This is a genomic window from Psychrobacter sp. T6-6, from assembly GCF_052258185.1.
GTDB lineage: Bacteria > Pseudomonadota > Gammaproteobacteria > Pseudomonadales > Moraxellaceae > Psychrobacter.
This window is the reverse complement of sequence record NZ_JBQQEX010000001.1, coordinates 605,797-622,217: the sequence shown is the minus strand read 5'-3', so window position 1 is coordinate 622,217 and position 16,421 is coordinate 605,797. Positions and strand designations below refer to the sequence as shown.

Annotated in this window: 14 protein-coding genes and 2 tRNA genes; 13 read left to right on the top strand and 3 right to left on the bottom strand. The window is 43.0% G+C overall.

The features are described from left to right. Positions 1–49 precede the first annotated feature (49 nt). The 10 genes from ACTXGL_RS02690 to modB all read left to right on the top strand — a co-directional run bounded on the left by ACTXGL_RS02690 (position 50) and on the right by modB (position 8,823). Positions 50–1,348, top strand: a complete 1,299-nt coding sequence (locus ACTXGL_RS02690) for a lytic murein transglycosylase (RefSeq protein WP_443524689.1) — start codon at positions 50–52, stop codon at positions 1,346–1,348. A 477-nt stretch (positions 1,349–1,825) separates the two neighbouring features. Further along, complete coding sequence (locus ACTXGL_RS02685) at positions 1,826–3,121, top strand: molybdopterin molybdotransferase MoeA (protein ID WP_443524688.1); 1,296 nt, start codon at positions 1,826–1,828, stop codon at positions 3,119–3,121. A 123-nt stretch (positions 3,122–3,244) separates the two neighbouring features. After that, the gene (gene moaA / locus ACTXGL_RS02680; protein WP_443524687.1) at positions 3,245–4,342 is read left to right on the top strand and encodes a GTP 3',8-cyclase MoaA; all 1,098 of its coding nucleotides are present in this window, start codon (positions 3,245–3,247) and stop codon (positions 4,340–4,342) included. 124 nt (positions 4,343–4,466) lie between these two features. Beyond that, entirely contained in the window at positions 4,467–4,997 is a 531-nt protein-coding gene (gene moaB / locus ACTXGL_RS02675) for a molybdenum cofactor biosynthesis protein B (RefSeq protein ID WP_443524685.1), read from the top strand. An 18-nt stretch (positions 4,998–5,015) separates the two neighbouring features. Beyond that, positions 5,016–5,777, top strand: coding sequence for a molybdenum cofactor guanylyltransferase (gene mobA / locus ACTXGL_RS02670; RefSeq protein WP_443524683.1), 762 nt, complete (start codon positions 5,016–5,018; stop codon positions 5,775–5,777). A gap of 39 nt (positions 5,778–5,816) precedes the next feature. Further along, positions 5,817–6,323, top strand: a complete 507-nt coding sequence (gene moaC / locus ACTXGL_RS02665) for a cyclic pyranopterin monophosphate synthase MoaC (protein ID WP_443524681.1) — start codon at positions 5,817–5,819, stop codon at positions 6,321–6,323. A 75-nt stretch (positions 6,324–6,398) separates the two neighbouring features. After that, positions 6,399–6,680: a MoaD/ThiS family protein gene (locus ACTXGL_RS02660; RefSeq protein ID WP_443524679.1), complete on the top strand. Its 282-nt coding sequence runs from the start codon at positions 6,399–6,401 to the stop codon at positions 6,678–6,680. 53 nt (positions 6,681–6,733) lie between these two features. Continuing rightward, a complete protein-coding gene (locus ACTXGL_RS02655) occupies positions 6,734–7,225 on the top strand; it encodes a molybdenum cofactor biosynthesis protein MoaE (protein ID WP_443524677.1) in 492 nt (163 codons plus the stop codon). Continuing rightward, positions 7,218–8,075: a molybdate ABC transporter substrate-binding protein gene (gene modA, locus ACTXGL_RS02650; protein WP_443524676.1), complete on the top strand. Its 858-nt coding sequence runs from the start codon at positions 7,218–7,220 to the stop codon at positions 8,073–8,075. Before ACTXGL_RS02655 ends, modA begins: the two co-directional genes overlap by 8 nt. 46 nt (positions 8,076–8,121) lie before the next feature. Further along, entirely contained in the window at positions 8,122–8,823 is a 702-nt protein-coding gene (gene modB, locus ACTXGL_RS02645) for a molybdate ABC transporter permease subunit (RefSeq protein ID WP_443524674.1), read from the top strand. A 1,140-nt stretch (positions 8,824–9,963) separates the two neighbouring features. Here the strand turns inward: modB and ACTXGL_RS02640 are convergent. From ACTXGL_RS02640 to ACTXGL_RS02630, 3 genes are all read right to left on the bottom strand, one after another. Then, positions 9,964–10,446 carry a hypothetical protein gene (locus ACTXGL_RS02640; protein ID WP_443524673.1) on the bottom strand — a complete coding sequence of 161 codons (483 nt, stop codon included), beginning with the start codon at positions 10,444–10,446 and terminating at the stop codon, positions 9,964–9,966. Positions 10,447–10,906: 460 nt separating this feature from the next. After that, positions 10,907–10,983: transfer RNA gene (locus tag ACTXGL_RS02635), tRNA-Asp, on the bottom strand. Between the two features lie 52 nt (positions 10,984–11,035). Then, positions 11,036–11,111: transfer RNA gene (locus ACTXGL_RS02630), tRNA-Val, on the bottom strand. Positions 11,112–11,392: 281 nt separating this feature from the next. Here ACTXGL_RS02630 and ACTXGL_RS02625 point away from each other — a divergent pair. From ACTXGL_RS02625 to ACTXGL_RS02615, 3 genes are all read left to right on the top strand, one after another. Then, complete coding sequence (locus ACTXGL_RS02625) at positions 11,393–13,030, top strand: cardiolipin synthase (protein ID WP_443524671.1); 1,638 nt, start codon at positions 11,393–11,395, stop codon at positions 13,028–13,030. A 108-nt stretch (positions 13,031–13,138) separates the two neighbouring features. After that, positions 13,139–14,638, top strand: coding sequence for a tetratricopeptide repeat protein (locus ACTXGL_RS02620; protein WP_443524669.1), 1,500 nt, complete (start codon positions 13,139–13,141; stop codon positions 14,636–14,638). 145 nt (positions 14,639–14,783) lie between these two features. After that, a complete protein-coding gene (locus ACTXGL_RS02615; RefSeq protein WP_443524668.1) occupies positions 14,784–16,400 on the top strand; it encodes a 3-deoxy-D-manno-octulosonic acid transferase in 1,617 nt (538 codons plus the stop codon). The last annotated feature ends 21 nt before the right edge of the window (positions 16,401–16,421 follow it).

Sequence of the window (16,421 nt, the reverse complement as noted above, 5' to 3'; positions counted from 1 at the left end):
GATGGCTAGGCGACTTTGAGTCATTCATTTATTCATATTTGAGATTTTTATGAAATTAAAAAAACAATACCTCACCCTGATGCCAGCATTAGTAATGGTCGGGTGTACAAGTCAACAAGCAATGCAAAAAAAGCCTGTCCGTCAAGGCGGTGTTGAGATCACTCAGACTCAAACTGTTCAGGTAAGGCCGACACCTGCACCAGTTGTCAAGCCGCAGCCCGCCCCAAAGCCTAGTTATAGTAGTTTTTCTGATTGGAAGTCAGACTTTTCTATGCGCGCGATATCAGCAGGCTATGATGCTCAGGTTATTCGCCGGATGTTGGATTCGGCATATCTGAATCAGCAGGTTATCTCGCTAGACTCAGGGCAGCCTGAGTTTTCTAAAATGCCGTGGGAGTATGTAGACTCTGCGGTATCAAGTGGACGTGTCAGCGTCGGCAAGCGTAAATTTGCAGAGCAGCGTGCGTTTTTGTCGCAGCTAGAGTCGCAGTATGGTGTTGATGCCGAGATTATTGCAGCGATATGGGGTATGGAGTCATCATATGGCGCGGTCACTGGCAACAGTGATTTGTCAAGCTCGCTTGCCAGTCTTGCCTATGATGGTCGTCGTCAAGCCTTTGCTGAGGCCCAGCTGCTATCGCTAGCAACGCTGCTACAGCGCGGTGATGTCTCATGGTCACAGCTCGATGGCTCTTGGGCAGGTGGTATGGGACAGACACAGTTCATTCCTGAGACGTGGCTCAAACAAGGTGTGGATGGTGATAATAATGGTCACCGCAATCCATGGGCAACAGGCGATGCATTAGCTTCTACGGCCAACTATCTTAGTAACTCAGGTTGGGTTCGTGGTCTAGCGCCTTTTTATGAGGCAACCGTGCCAGCGTCATTTGACTACTCGGTCGCTGGTAGCAAACAACCTGCAGCTAGATGGGCGGCAATGGGTGTAGATACGATCGCTGATGTGTACCTAGATGCCAATACCGAGATGGAGCTGTGGTTGCCAGCTGGTAAAGATGGTCCAGTGCTACTCCTAAGTCCCAACTTTGATGTGATTAGAGTGTACAATAACTCATCGAGCTATGCATTAGGGGTGAGTCTGCTGGGCAAAACGATTGATGGACAGAGTGGGTTGCAAAAATCATGGCCCCGTTATGAGCGTCCATTATCTACCGCGCAAGTCACGAATCTACAACGTCGTTTGACCAGCATGGGTTATGATACCAAGGGCGCTGATGGTATCGTGGGTACCAATACGCGTATGGCATTTCAGCGCTGGCAGGCAGACAATGGGCGAACCGCAGACGGATTTATCACTCAAAACAGTGCATCTTCATTGGCTGGCTGGTGAGGGACACTGGCGGTATTGATATACTGGATAAAAGCAACTTTTGCGAATTGTTTTTAATCGCTCTTGATTATCCATTAGTTCGCTAATAGTTACCTATCAGCTCCCAGACCCCCATTTTGCCTTGCTCTACAAAAAGCACCTTGCCAAGGTGCTTTTTTTGCTCCAGTCTATGTTTGATCTTGCCATACCTCATTACTGCAATAGATGTGGTTACGAGCATTGAATGTTGAGGGTACTCTAATTAACGACATATGCTCGTTTTTTCAAAACTTATCAGGACAAGGTTAATACAAGAAAGTTGATACTTTGGGTGATAGACTCTAGATACTGCATCTTTAAGAGCTTTATATTTAATAACATCTTTATCTTTAATAACTGCTTTTAGTTAGAGCTGTCGATAGTAATAATTGCAGCTATTGATAGTATGTATATGTATTTTATAAAAAATAATTAGAACGATCAAAAGAGCGTGCCTTTATGATTACCATGGAAGAATTACAAGCGGCAATAAAGCTGCGTATCAACGATTATAATAATACGGATTTTCCGCTACAAAAAAGAGCCATCAATACTTGCGATTTATTAGGCAGTCGCAACCACATACTGGCGCAAGATATTACCTCACCTTTCGATGTGCCCAGACAGAACCTTTCTGCTATGGATGGCTATGCCATTGCTGATGGTAGCGATCTATCAGACGGTAATACTATCGAAATCATTGGTGAGTCTCAGGCGGGTAGTGCTTATACTGGTGTGACAGCAGCAGGGCAGGGTGTCCGTATTTTTACGGGAGCAGTTGTACCTGATAGCTGCAATACGGTTGTCATGCAAGAAAATACCAACTTTGCTGATATCAGAGATACCATCGATAAGTCGCAGCCCTATAACATTACGCTCACACAAACGGCTAAAATCAACAATAACATCCGCGCGCAGGGCGAAGAGATTGAGTCTGGCGAAGCCGTTCTAAAGATAGGTAAGCGCCTCAACTCTGCTGATATCAGCTTACTTGCCAATTTAGGTATCGACCAAGTGGAGGTGTTTCAGCCACTTGTTATCGGTGTACTCGCAACAGGCGATGAGCTCGTGACTATCGGTGATGGGCTGCAAAGCCTAGCACAAATATATAATTCAAATACCCCAACGCTCAAAAGTCTACTGTCAGATTTACCAATTGTTATTCGCGACTATGGCATTATTCCTGATAATCTAGACAAGACCACAGCCGCTGTCCATGAAGCGATGCAACACTGTGATGTGCTGATATCGACAGCAGGCGTCTCAGTTGGTGACTATGACTTTTTGACGACGGTGATCGAGACACTTGGGCAGATTAACCATTACAAAGTGGCAATGAAGCCGGGTAAGCCTTTTGTATTTGGTGAGTTGAACAAGAGTCTTGATAAGCCTGTATTATATTTTGGACTACCCGGTAATCCACTCTCTACGGTTGTGGGTACGCTACAGTTCGTCATACCTGCACTATGGCAGATGTCGGGTGCTACTGTATCAGAGCAGCCTATGCCGCTAACTATCAAAGCGATGCTTACCAATGACATCAGAAAATCTCCTGGTCGTAAAGACTTTCAGCGCGGTATATTGTCTCAAGATGATGCAGGTAACTATCAAGTTGAATGCTTCTCTAATCAGCAATCGCACAGGATTAAGCAGCTAAGCCGTGCCAATTGTTTTGTTGTTTTGGACAAAGACAGCAGTAACGTGATAGCGGGTAGTGACGTTGTTGTACAACCATTTCCTTGGCTACATCGCTAGCTTGGCGTTTGCTAATTTGATATAAGCTGATTGAATACAGTGAAAAAAACAACATAGTAATGGCATGCTAAACACGAATAATAAAGTAACGCTTATGACAAGCAATACTGATGGCAGTGAAATATGAATGATGACCACATCCAAATAGACAGTCCGCAACTATACTCTCCTGTGTCAGCGCCAGCGTTTGCAGACAGCTATACACAGTCAGCGCTAGTAGCACCGACGGATCAAATACACGCTCATCAACCTTTGACCGATGGGTTTTCGCGACGTCTGACCTATCTGCGCCTATCGATCACCGATTTTTGTAATTTTCGCTGTGAGTATTGTTTGCCTAATGGCTACCAAGGTAAACGTCCTGACGATGAGCTGAGTATTTCTGAAATTGCGACATTGGTGCGCGGCTTTGCGCAAGTAGGTACCAAGAAAGTAAGAATCACTGGTGGTGAGCCCTCTATTCGTCGTGATGTTGTCGAAATCATCGAAACGATTAAGCAAACGGACGGCATCGAAACAGTAGCAATGACCAGTAATGGTTATAAGTTAGGTAAGCACTTAGCCAGCTGGCAAGCAGCCGGACTTGATCAGCTTAATATCAGCATGGACAGTTTTGATGCCGCTACCTTTCATAAGATGACTGGCTTTGATACCTTGCCGCAGATATTGGCTGACATGGATACGTTGTTAGAAACGACCGATATCAAGCTCAAAATAAATAGCGTTTTGATGGCGGAGACTGCCTTTGAAAACCTCATTACAGCTATCGATTACGTAAAAGACAGGCAGGTCACGTACCGCTTCATTGAGTTTATGCAGACCAGCGACAATAGCGATTTGTTTTTTGCGCAGCATGCTCAATCTGATATTATCACTGATTATTTATTAGAGAATGGATGGCAGCCGCATGAGCGTGGCAGTGCCGATGGTCCAGCAGTTGAGTACAGTCACCCTGACTATGCCGGGCGTATTGGTATGATTGCGCCTTATGCTGCGCATTTTTGCGATACTTGCAACCGCCTGCGAGTCAGTAGTCAAGGTAAGGTGCATTTGTGTTTATTTGACCAGGGTAATTATGATATTCGTCCATACTTACAGCAAGACGATATTCAAGGACTGGTGAATACCTTACATAGCTTTATGCCGATCAAGCCTGAACACCATCATCTTCATGACTCCAACAGTGGTATCATGCACAATCTATCGATAATCGGTGGCTAGAATAAGTTAGCTTTTTATACTAATACTCGATTAATTATTCTTTGCTCAAGCTGTTTTTTACCCTGAATATTTTATTAAAACCATTTTGATATAACTATAAAATCATATTTAGAAAGGATCTTTTATGAGTAAGCCTGCTGCACAATTTACACCGCTCAATATTGCTGTATTGACCGTTTCTGATAGCCGTACGCTTGCAGAAGATACCTCAGGTCAGTACTTGGTAGACAGCTTGACCGAAGCAGGGCATCATTTGGCAGACCGCCAATTAATCACTGATGATATTTACCAAATTCGCGCCGTGATTAGTGGTTGGATTGCCAGTGCAGACGTGCACGCGGTCATTACGACTGGCGGTACAGGGTTCTTTATCAGAGACAGTATGCCAGAAGCCGTAAGCGTACTATTTGACAAGTCTATTGATGGTTTTGGTGAAATGTTCCGTCTGATTTCAAAAGATGAGATTGGGATGTCTACGGTGCAGTCAAGAGCAGTAGCTGGTATGGCAAACGGTACAGGTATATTCTGTCTACCAGGCTCATCTGGTGCCTGCCGTACTGGTTGGGAAAATATCTTAAAAGAGCAATTTGACAGCCGTACGCGCCCATGTAATTTTGTGCCACATTTTTTGGCACAAAATCCTAGCCATGATTGAGTTATAAATAATTGACCTATGAGTGATATACAATCAAGTCTGAAAGGTAATAGAGTAGTAACAGATTGCTCAAATAATCTGGATGGTTTGGCAGGTGTGGTTATCTTGGCAGGCGGTGCATCTAGACGTATGGGAACGGCTAAGGCTATGTTGACGCTACCGTCAGGTGAGCAGTTATTGGATTACCATGTCCGTCAAGCAAGCAAGTTACAAATTCCTATTTTGATTGCAGATAATGGACGTAGTTTTCAAATTGGTTCAGATATAAATCTAGGAAACCCCAATTCGCCTGTTATGCATATTGCTGACTATAGTTCTAATAGTAATGCCAGTAAATGCGACGATACGATCAACACTGGCGGCGCTCTAGTCGCTATTGAATCAGCACTGCAAGTACTGCTTAGATTACAAGATTCACATGTATCAAAAAATAAAAATGAATCATGGTTGCTGGTTATTAGCTGTGACAGCTTAATACCTGCAATCGATCTGTGGTTGACATTACAGCAATCGGTGCACCAAGTCATTAATACACAAGCTGTCGATAAACAAGTCATTTGTTTAGAAGATAACAGTCATTTTTATCCACTACTGGGTTTATACCGTTTAGATATCGAGCCTGATCTAAAAGCCTATATTGATAGTGGTCAGCGTCGAGTGATGCCATTTATTCAGCCGAGGGTGGAGGCTGTGCCATTTATTGTAGAATGGCAGCATTTAACCAACTTTAATACGCCTAAAGATTTTAAGCAGGCATGTGCCGCTCTACCAAAAGAATAAAAATACTAATAAAGAGATTACTAAGAAAAGGCTATATCAATGAGTAACAGTGGACAAAAAAATCAGCAATCTGCTTTATCGCATTTAGACGGTAACGGCGACATTACTATGGTTGATGTCAGCGGCAAGACGGCAACAACGCGAGAAGCCAATGCTACTGGGCAAGTTCGTTTTCCTGATGAGATTTATGCGCAGATCAAAGCGGCTGATGGTATGACCAAAAAAGGCAGCATCACCCAAACTGCACATATCGCTGGTATCATGGCGGCCAAACGTACCTATGATCTGATACCGCTTTGTCATCCACTGCCATTGGATAAGATCAGTCTTGCTTTTACGTACCATGATGCACTTAGCAGCATTATGGTAAGCGCTACTGTTAAAGTCACGCACAAAACAGGAGTGGAGATGGAAGCACTAACCGCAGTGAGCGTTGCCTGTTTGACCATCTATGATATGACTAAAGCGCTATCGCATGACATCGTTATAGATGATATTCATCTAGTCAACAAGACAGGCGGTAAGTCAGATTATAGTCATGCTTAATACAAAAACAATGAGCTCATGTTCAAAGAAATATTGACTATTAAGCAAGGAAGCTTGTAAAGAGAGGAGAGGGTTATGAGTGCTATCGATACAAAAGCTGATATTGAGTCAATGATGGATATCAATGTCATCTATTTTGCCAGTTTGGCAGATGAAGCCAATCGTCAGCAAGAAACAGTAAAAGTGCAGCAGAATACTTCATTGACCGAACTGTACGAACAGCTCAATCAAAAGTATCGCTTTAGCCGTCCGCAGGCAGACCTACGCGTCGCTGTGAACGACTACTTTGCTAAGTGGACAGATCACATAAATGATGGTGATAGCGTGGTGTTCATCACCCCAGTTGCTGGTGGTTAGGTTTATATTTATGAGTGGCGACAACGCCGCTATTAGCACAAAAGAGACAAGATATGACAGATAACGTCCATGACCATTCAATGACTATTAAACGTAGCGCTGATGAGGCTTATCTTATCGCTGAGCGCGATGGCTTTGCATTACTAGACATTGCTATTGATGAAGATAAGCTCAAAAGTACGCTAGACAATGACAGCTGCGGTGCGTTTGTCTGCTTTGAAGGACGGGTGCGCAATCATAATAATGCTACAAGCGTAGATCGTCTTACCTATTATGGTTACGAAGATTTGGCCATTAACCAAGGCCGTGCCATTATAGAAGAGGCCAAAAAACGCTTTGAGATTACTCATGCCATAGCGATACACCGTATCGGAGCCTTAGACATTGGTGATGTGGCTGTATGGGTAGGGGTAGTGTCAGCACATCGTTATCCTGCATTTGATGCGTGTCGCTGGATATTAGATACCATAAAAGCAGATATTCCCGTCTGGAAGCAAGAGTATTACGAAGACGACTCGTCCAAGTGGCTAAGCAATAATGGTTAAAGTGGTCAAGTCAGTAGCTGCTGCCGGAGTGTTTACCTGTCTGCTGCTCGCACTAAGCGCTTGTACACAAGATAGTGGGGCCAAGTCAGCGACTGATACGACTGAGCAAGACAAAACGCTGCGTATCGCTGCGGCTGCCAATCTATCTGATGTGCTACCTAGCATCGTTGATAGTTATCAGGCAGATAATAGTGTCTCTGGACAAGACGCCTTAGATATTGACGTCACTTATGCCTCCTCTGGCAAGCTGTATGCTCAGATTAGGGCAGGCGCACCTTATGATATATTTTTGTCCGCCAATCAGGAATTTCCAGCAAAGCTTGCTGATGAAAGCATCGCAAATAAAGCCAGTGAGTCAGTGCGTCCGTTTACCTATACCAGAGGGCAGTTAGCACTCTATAGTGTCACAGAACCTTTGAGTAGTATCACGCCAACCCCACTTAGTGAGGTATTTAGCCGTGCCAACTTTACCAGTAACGGCAAGATAGCCATTGCTAATCCTGATCTTGCCCCTTATGGCGCCGCGGCAAAAGCCTATCTACAATCACAGAAGATGTATGACACATTAAGTGCTAAAAAACGTTTGATACAGGCAGAGAATATCGGGCAAGCATTTCAATATGCGCACACAGGTAATGTAGACTATGGTTTTGTGGCGCAGTCTCAGCTTGTCGCAATACAAGCCAAACCTGAGCAGTTTGTCATTTTACCACCCGCAGCCTATCCACCTATTCTACAAGATGGCATTATCATCAATAATACAACTGCTGCCGCAGCGTTTATAAGCTACTTGCGCTCGGAGGTGGGGCAACGACACTTCTCACAAGCAGGCTATCTGTCTATCAATTAATTCGTTAGACTAGACATTCTACCTATAAAACGAGCAGTGACATTATATGATCGACCCGTCTCTTATGTCAGATATGCTCAGTCCATTTTGGGTGAGTATCAAGCTCGCTACTGTTACGACCTTATGTCTATTGCTATTTGCCACGCCTATCGCTTATTGGCTGGCAAAACCCAGCCGTAGACAAGCTATGGGACGTCTCAAAGTAGTCCTCATGGGCATTATTGCTATGCCACTAGTGCTGCCACCTACCGTCATTGGTTTCTATTTACTCCTCCTCCTAAGTCCCAATGCTGGTATCGGTAAGTGGCTCGTTGAGCATAACATCAGTCCGTTGATTTTTACTTTTGAAGGATTGGTGGTTGGTTCGATTATTTACTCATTGCCTTTTTATATACAGCCAGTATATGCACAGTTTTTGCGTATTCCCCAAAGTGTGATGGAAGTCGCGCATCTGTTAGAACCTAGTCGATTGCGCCGATTTATCAAAATCTCCCTACCGCAAGCGCGCGTGGGTATCATTTTGGGCAGCTTAGTTAGCTTCGCTCATACCATTGGCGAATTTGGTGTCGTACTGATGATTGGGGGCAGTATCTCTGGTGAAACTAAGGTCGTATCGATTGCGATATATGAACAAGTAGAAGCACTCAACTATGAGGCGGCGCACATGATGTCGGGTATCTTGATTATTATGGGCGTGGTGATGGTAGCGTTGATTGCCAGTGTCAGCCGCATGAGTCAGCGTCCATAGTCATAAACAGATATACGCCCGTTGGATGATTATAACTATCACTAATGCAAAATAGAGGCTTATCGAGAAATACTCACATTGAAAGGAACATGGATATTAAAGAAAATATAGAAGACAAGAAATATAGACACAAAAAAACCTCAAACAATCTAATGTTTGAGGCGAAACTTGCTTAAAGTTTAAATTCGTTTTAGCTGTTTACAAGAAATGGTGTAGCGAACAGAGTTACTACTTGAGATTTTCGACGTGAAAGGCTAAACCAATCATGTTTTAATAATTTTTATGTCATCTACAAAATTTTTAAACCTGAAAATAATAGGCATGAGACACTAAATATCAATCCTAGATAATATCTAAGATCCTGACTAAAAGGCATTATCATCGATATATTAGGAAACGACCTAATAACATAAATCTTACTTTTATCCATACATTTTAGTAATCTTGCATTGGCACTTTCATAACTTAGCCTCATTACAGAATTTGTAGAGTTAAGTAAGCTGTTCTTATAATTTTCTTCTGATACCTCGTATTCATAGGTAACACTGATAGAGTGCCATTGTCCTAGATAAAACTTTTCGCCAAAAGGTGAGATATTATATGAAACAACTTTACAATTAATTTTTTCTCCAAATAGACAAATAAGGGCATCTATCAAGAAACACCCTGCTATAAAAACTGTAATTAGTAAAGAAGATAAAAACATACTATACAGAAGAAATATCTCGTACATAATTTGAGTCGCTATAATCTAGATTAAATTTTTTCTATAATTATTCTTAAATGAATTTAGATTAGTACACTTATAAGTTTTGCCTTTATAGTCAAATTCATAAAAGATGAGTATGACATGAGGATTACCCAATCTATTTTCTCTTCCTAAAGGTGCGATATCAGCTCTAATAACCATAGCTTTGTGGCGTGAAGCAAATAAAACGAATATCGTATCTATAATAATAATTAATGCAACAATTAATAAAAATATGATTCCTACCCACAATAGAGACTTTAGCAAAAATCCAATATAAGCTTCATAAATCAGATCATTATGCATTGAAAATTTCTCCGACAGAGAGCTCTCTTATGCATCTATGACTATCGTTTCCAATAAAATACAACTCTTCAGGCATTAACGTTAGTCTAATTGAGAACACTTAATAATATATCAAAAATAGTTTGATTCTCTATGAGAAGATAACTCAAAATGCTTGGAAGGATGATACCTATAGTTATAGCAATAGCTAAGATTTTCTTGTTTACTTTGAGAGGGCTTGTCATAGAAATTTGTGGAAATGATTTTAATACATAGATTTCTATATGGTTGTCAGTAATTTTTATATTTTCTAAAATATCTGTTTTATTTTCTCTAGTAAAGTCAAAAAAAGCGTTGATACTAGTAGAAGTATACTCTTTACTATTTATGGTATAAGAATACTTTATCCTCAAATCAAATAAACTGTAATTTTCTAGCCCTGAGACTGATTTTTCAACAGTATTAACTTCTAATATCTCAGCCCAAATTCTTCTACCATTGATCAGTATATAAAAATCGAAAATCAGTGCAGAAATAGTATAAATACCAACTAGAACCATTAACAAGAGTAATATATATATCCAGAACATAGCTGTCCTTTGAGTACTATTATCAATTGAATCTACCAGTATGCGCTGTATTTATCATTATAATGTCAATAAAGACTATGTTGCTAAACAATATAGCTATATTTGTTGGTAGTGCTATACCTAACGAATCTGTTGCATTTGCTAATAAGACTGCTGTTATTGCATTAATCAACATTATGCTTGTTATAGCGATTAAAGTTTGGGAGGTTTTATCAGCTGTGATCAAATCATCATTTTGCCACGTTAAGCTAAAGAAGTCGCTCATTCTTCAAGATAAAGCGTCTGTTGATTGTTTTATATCATATATGACAATCAGTAGTAAGTTGCTCCTAACGGGAAGGCATAAAATATGAAAGCTATAATAATAATAAATTATTTTATAGACACAAAAAAACCCCAAACAATCTAATGTTTGAGGCGAAACTTGCTTAAACCTAACGGTCTAAATTCGTTTTAAATATGGCGCAGCGGACGGGACTCGAACCCGCGACCCCCGGCGTGACAGGCCGGTATTCTAACCAACTGAACTACCGCTGCTTAGGTCGTCTTAGCTTCTTGCTCTTATTTAAGGAGCCCACTTGCTAAGAAGTGGTGGGTGATGACGGATTCGAACCGCCGACATTCTGCGTGTAAGGCAGACGCTCTACCAACTGAGCTAATCACCCTTCGAACAATTGCAATGCAATTTATTCAACATCAACTGAGCTCTAAGTTTGTCACTAAGCTCTGCTGCTGTGGGTGTGTATTATATAGATTTACACATGGCTGTCAAACGTTATTTTGACTATTTTATGAAATAATTCATAATAATTTTTTAATATTATTAAAAACAACAGCATAAGGCCGATATTTATTGGCATTTTTCATAACCCATTAATTATCGTTAGCTGTTGTTTGATAATGAAAAGCTACTATACTACGGTTACTTTGTTTTTGAGCATCATTGATGGAGGTCAGCATAAATACTTTTACTATTGGACAGACCTTCACCAACTGGTCGTTGGGCGACTTTGCAGGTCTGGGTCTGATATTGCACATTGTGCTTATGATCGTCATGACGTTACGCGTGGTGTCAGTACAGCGTAACATTGGGGTATCCATTGCTTGGATTGCCATGCTTTATACGGTGCCTGTATTCGGTCTGATTGCATACATATTACTGGGCGAGCCGATGATCGGGCGACGCTATCGTGAGCGTGTGGATCAAGCAAGTATCGTGATGAATGATATGGCACGCCGCGCGCATTTGGTGTTCGATAAAGGTCAGGAGCTATTGCCAATCAAATACCGCGGCGTCAGTCAAATTGGAACGCGCTGGACAGGGCTTGGAATATACCCCAATCATCAGATGCAGTTATTGACAGATCCTGCTTTGATTTTCCAGCGCTTGATAGAGGATATCCATGCAGCAAAGCGCCTTGTCTTTATGGAGTTTTATATTGTATATCCAAAAGGACAAGTATTAGAGGTAATAGAGGCGCTATCTGTAGCGGCGCAGCGCGGGGTGGAATGTCATATATTGGCCGATAGTGTGGGTAGTTTTAGCTTTATCAACAGCAGTGAGCATCGCCGCTTAGAAAAGGCGGGTGTTTTTGTTCATCAGTCATTGCCAGTAGGGCTGTTCAAGACATTGTTTAAGCGCTCTGATTTGCGTAATCATCGCAAAATGGTCGTCATTGATGAACATATTGGTTATATCGGCAGCTTTAATTTGGTTGATCCACGGTTTTTTAAACAAAATAAAAACGTTGGACAGTGGATTGATGTGGCGATACGAACCACCAGTCAACAGGCTATCAGTATTAATACAGCGATGGCCAAGGTTATCGTGACAGATATCGGCGCTGAAAATAACGATAATCTTGCCCAGCTGCATCAGCGAGTCAATAACTATACGCGTAAGCTGTACGTGATGGACCCAACCATCAATGACTTGAATAGTCGAGTGAAGGTGCTGGACGATACTATTGATGAGCATGAGCAACCAGAGATTGGTGCTACCTCCATTGTGATACCAAAGATGCCTGTTGTCGATAAGGTATTGGCGCAGTTAATACCTTCAGCCCCGCAGCTGACCGCTCACGTGATATATAACACGTTGGTCACAGTCGTCCATCGTGCCAACAAACGCATTCGCATCACCACGCCATACTTTGTACCTGATGAATCCCTATCAGGTGCATTGACGATAGCGGCTAAACGCGGGGTAGACGTGACCCTTATCGTCCCTGAAAAGGTTGATTCCTTCCTTGTACAGCATGCGTCACAGGCCTATTACCAAGAGCTGCTCGATGCTGGCGTAACCATTGCACTGTTTCGAGGCGGTTTATTACATGCCAAGACCGTGGTTATCGATGACGATTATTGTCTATTTGGCACGGTCAATATTGATATGCGCAGCTTTTATTTGAATATGGAAGTCAGTCTGGCGATTTATACACCAGAGATGGTGGCCCAAGTGGCTGACTGCCAAGAGGTCTACTTGCAAAACTGTCGTATCTTGAATAGTGAAGAGTGGCAGCAGCGCCACGGCTCAAAGCGCTTGTTTGATAATGTCGTACGCTTGTTCAGTCCGTTATTGTAGCGCTTTGGTTTTTGGGTTAAGGTAAGCTATTCAGATTTTTAATCGTGTGATCACGCTAGCTGTCTCGTCTCTACGATCAGTTAATCTACTAAAAGGACTCGCCTGTCTATGTCTGTATCGTCTGCATCGCCCTTAACGCCGCTGGATTATATGGCAGCAGGCTACTGGCAGGATTTTTTGGCTGGACGCCCTGTCGCAGGCGGTATCGCATACGAGACAGAGCTACATGCTTGTGTGCTGGATGAGTCACTTGAGAGTTTGCAACGTATCGATACGTTATTGTCTCAGGTACGCCGTGATATGGTTAAGAGCGGCATATGGGATGAGTCGACGTTATTAGTCGATGAGTACTACCGTAATTTTTTGGTATTTTTGGCATTTTATGCAGGACGGGTATTGGCGCAGCAGTGGCAAAGCAGGCCCCATTGGTATGGTCAGTTTGAGCTACGTAAGCGCTATTCTGAGTTGCCACTCATCACTGATGACTTTTATCAGCATATGGCGGTTGGCTATAATGATAATAATGCGGCTACTGATGCTAGGCCTTTATTTTTTGCACTGGAGCCGATAGGACTGCGTTTGTTTGGTCATATTGATCGTCCGTTTGATGCAGTACAAGGTGGGCAGATTGCTAGTGGGTTGTACCAAGCAGTTAAGACAAGACTGCCAGACCTCTCTGATCCATCGAGTTATCATACGAATGAAGTAGCAACGCCCGATGCGACCCAAAGCGTACAATCACCGATAACGCCAAATGCACATGCTGAAACAAGTGCAGCAGCCAATCTCCATGAGCAGTTAAAAAAGGCACCTGTCAGTCATCCGGTAACTCAAGCTGACAGGGTAGTAGCCGACACAGAGACAGCTTCTGCTATCGCTACGACCTCTGAAACATCGATGAGCGCTGCACCGTTACCGGTAGAGAACCATGTGCGACCTGAGCTGAGTGAAGTGACTGAAGTGACATCGCCAGTCACCAAATCTATAGCATCCGCAAAAACTTCGCCAACCCCAGAGATGTTTACGCAATTGCTCATAGAATTGGATGAGATTGAGGTACCACAAACAGTAGGTGTGACTGAATACCAAAAAGCGTGCAAAGTGCTCGATCAGTTTGAGCAGCATATTGCCAAGCAGGACAAACCTCGCAGCCAAATTGTTTTTTCAGATGATCATGTCGAAGCAAAGAATAAAGCGCTGCAAACCCTGCAAGTAGCGGCCGAGACTGGCAATACGGCTGCTATGCTGCGTTTGGCAATGTATCAGTTGTTGGGCGAAGGACTGACGGCAGATAATGAAAGCGATAAAAAAGCGGCTGTGGATTGGGTGAAGCAAGCCGCTAGCAAAAACGATAGCCGTGCACAGCGCTTACTCAGTAAACTGTATTACCAAGGAGTAGGTGTCCCTCAAGATATGGCTAATGGTAAATACTGGTTGGAGCAAGCCTCAGATAACGGGCATATGGAAGCTGCCAATCTAGTACGCCAATGGGAGCAAGCGCAAGCATTGATCACAACCCAAAAACAAGAGCAGCACAGTACTAAACGTTATCAGTTATTATTTGGCGCCGTGATCCTAATCGCATTATTGATTTTGATTATTGTCTAGTAGCTGTTTTTAGTGCTCTTTTTTTAGTAACCGTTTTTCAGTAACCGTTTAAAAGCTTATTGTTACGCGCTGATTTCAGGTAAAATTGGCGCGTTTTCACATTTACCCTCCTATTGTTTGATCCATTACTAATTTAGGCTGCTCAATGCCATCATCACATTCCTCATCTGACAACGCTTCGAACCCGGCGGACACTATGCTACCAGACAGTCAGCCATTGACTGAAAAGGTGGTGTACCAGACGCCGTTTTATTATCAATTCCTGATCAGTTTGCTAAAGCCACTGTACCGCTTGCAAGTGTGGCGTCGCTCTCATAAACGCGACAACTACCAGCAAGAAGTGGCTCAACGTTTTGGTAAGCAATACCCATCGCCCCCAATAGCTATGGATAAAGATCATAAAGGCGTTATTTGGTGCCATGCGGTCTCGCTTGGTGAAACCAATACCGTTGCGCCTTTGTTAGATATGCTAATGGCGAATGGTTATCAGATATGGCTGACTAATACCACACAGACGGGGTTTGCTCGCGGTGCCAGTCGTTTTGTAGACGAGATTGCCCAAGGTCGCATGAGTCACAGCTATGTACCCGTCGATAGCCCCACTGTCATTGAGACGTTTTTGGCTCATGTACAGCCTATCGCTGCGCTATTTGTAGAGACCGAGCTGTGGGCCAATATCTTGACCAAGCTGGCTCAGCACCAGATACCTAGCGTCTTAGTCAATGGTCGCCTATCGTCTTCTTCTTTCAAAAGCTATCAAAAAATTGCGGCGGTCAGCACCAGCATGATGAAAAACCTTGCTCTCATCATTGCACAAGATAGCGATTCTGCGAAACGTTTCAGACAATTGGGGGCTGATAGTGCACAAATTCGCGTGGCAGGGTCACTAAAGTGGGTCATCAATACACCCAAAGCCAATAGTAATACTATCAATATTGACGATCAGGACGCCGATACAGCAGAGGTGTATGCACATATAGAATATCAAAAAAATCAGCTGGCAAAAGAGTTTGCCACAGTCGGTAGACCAGTGTGGGTCGCAGCGAGTACGCATGAGGGCGAAGAGGCGGCGGCAATATCCTTGCATCAACAGCTATTGTCACAATCAGCACTGGCTGAGAGCTTACTAATTATTGTTCCTAGACATCCTGAACGCTTTGATGCGGTCGCAGAACTGATTCAAAAGACTGGGCTCACTATGGCTCGTCGCAGTAACGATGAGCCGATTGGTGCAGACACGCAAGTTTATTTGGCAGACAGTATGGGTGAGATGATGACATGGTATACGCTGGCAACTGTTGCACTGGTGGGAGGGTCATTGGTAGATATAGGCGGTCATAATCCAGTTGAGCCGGCTAGCGTGGCAACGCCTGTCATCATGGGGCGCTATACCCAGTCTTGCCAAAGTGTGGTCGATAAGCTAGCAGAGGTAGGTGCTTTATATCAACCAAACAACGAGTGTTATCGTTCGGTTGTAATGAATGAGTCATCCGAAACGGCACAACGCACTACAAATCAACAGACATTAAATAGCAATAAAAAGCCCTCTAATCACCATACTGCCAACAATACTGGCAGTACAGATGACACTGCACTTATTTATCAACAGTTAGAGCGCTGGTTAAGCGACTTGTCGTTAGCAGCAGCGGTAGGGCAGGTTGGTGAGAAAACAACCGCGCAGCAGCAAGCAGTATTGCTCCGTCAATTTGCGATGATCGAAGATGTCATCGAGCAATACGCTATTCGAGAACAGGCTGTATAAGAGCTGGCTATTCATAAAGCT

Bases quoted from the DNA above. Each gene is read 5' to 3' on its own strand.
- mobA (WP_443524683.1), top strand. From the start codon at position 5,016: ATGAGTGATATACAATCAAGTCTGAAAGGTAATAGAGTAGTAACAGAT.
- ACTXGL_RS02690 (WP_443524689.1), top strand. From the start codon at position 50: ATGAAATTAAAAAAACAATACCTCACCCTGATGCCAGCATTAGTAATG.
- ACTXGL_RS02655 (WP_443524677.1), top strand. From the start codon at position 6,734: ATGACAGATAACGTCCATGACCATTCAATGACTATTAAACGTAGCGCT.
- moaA (WP_443524687.1), top strand. From the start codon at position 3,245: ATGAATGATGACCACATCCAAATAGACAGTCCGCAACTATACTCTCCT.
- modA (WP_443524676.1), top strand. From the start codon at position 7,218: ATGGTTAAAGTGGTCAAGTCAGTAGCTGCTGCCGGAGTGTTTACCTGT.
- ACTXGL_RS02640 (WP_443524673.1), bottom strand. From the start codon at position 10,446: ATGTTCTGGATATATATATTACTCTTGTTAATGGTTCTAGTTGGTATT.
- ACTXGL_RS02625 (WP_443524671.1), top strand. From the start codon at position 11,393: ATGGAGGTCAGCATAAATACTTTTACTATTGGACAGACCTTCACCAAC.
- ACTXGL_RS02685 (WP_443524688.1), top strand. From the start codon at position 1,826: ATGATTACCATGGAAGAATTACAAGCGGCAATAAAGCTGCGTATCAAC.
- ACTXGL_RS02615 (WP_443524668.1), top strand. From the start codon at position 14,784: ATGCCATCATCACATTCCTCATCTGACAACGCTTCGAACCCGGCGGAC.
- ACTXGL_RS02620 (WP_443524669.1), top strand. From the start codon at position 13,139: ATGTCTGTATCGTCTGCATCGCCCTTAACGCCGCTGGATTATATGGCA.
- moaB (WP_443524685.1), top strand. From the start codon at position 4,467: ATGAGTAAGCCTGCTGCACAATTTACACCGCTCAATATTGCTGTATTG.
- ACTXGL_RS02660 (WP_443524679.1), top strand. From the start codon at position 6,399: ATGAGTGCTATCGATACAAAAGCTGATATTGAGTCAATGATGGATATC.
- moaC (WP_443524681.1), top strand. From the start codon at position 5,817: ATGAGTAACAGTGGACAAAAAAATCAGCAATCTGCTTTATCGCATTTA.
- modB (WP_443524674.1), top strand. From the start codon at position 8,122: ATGATCGACCCGTCTCTTATGTCAGATATGCTCAGTCCATTTTGGGTG.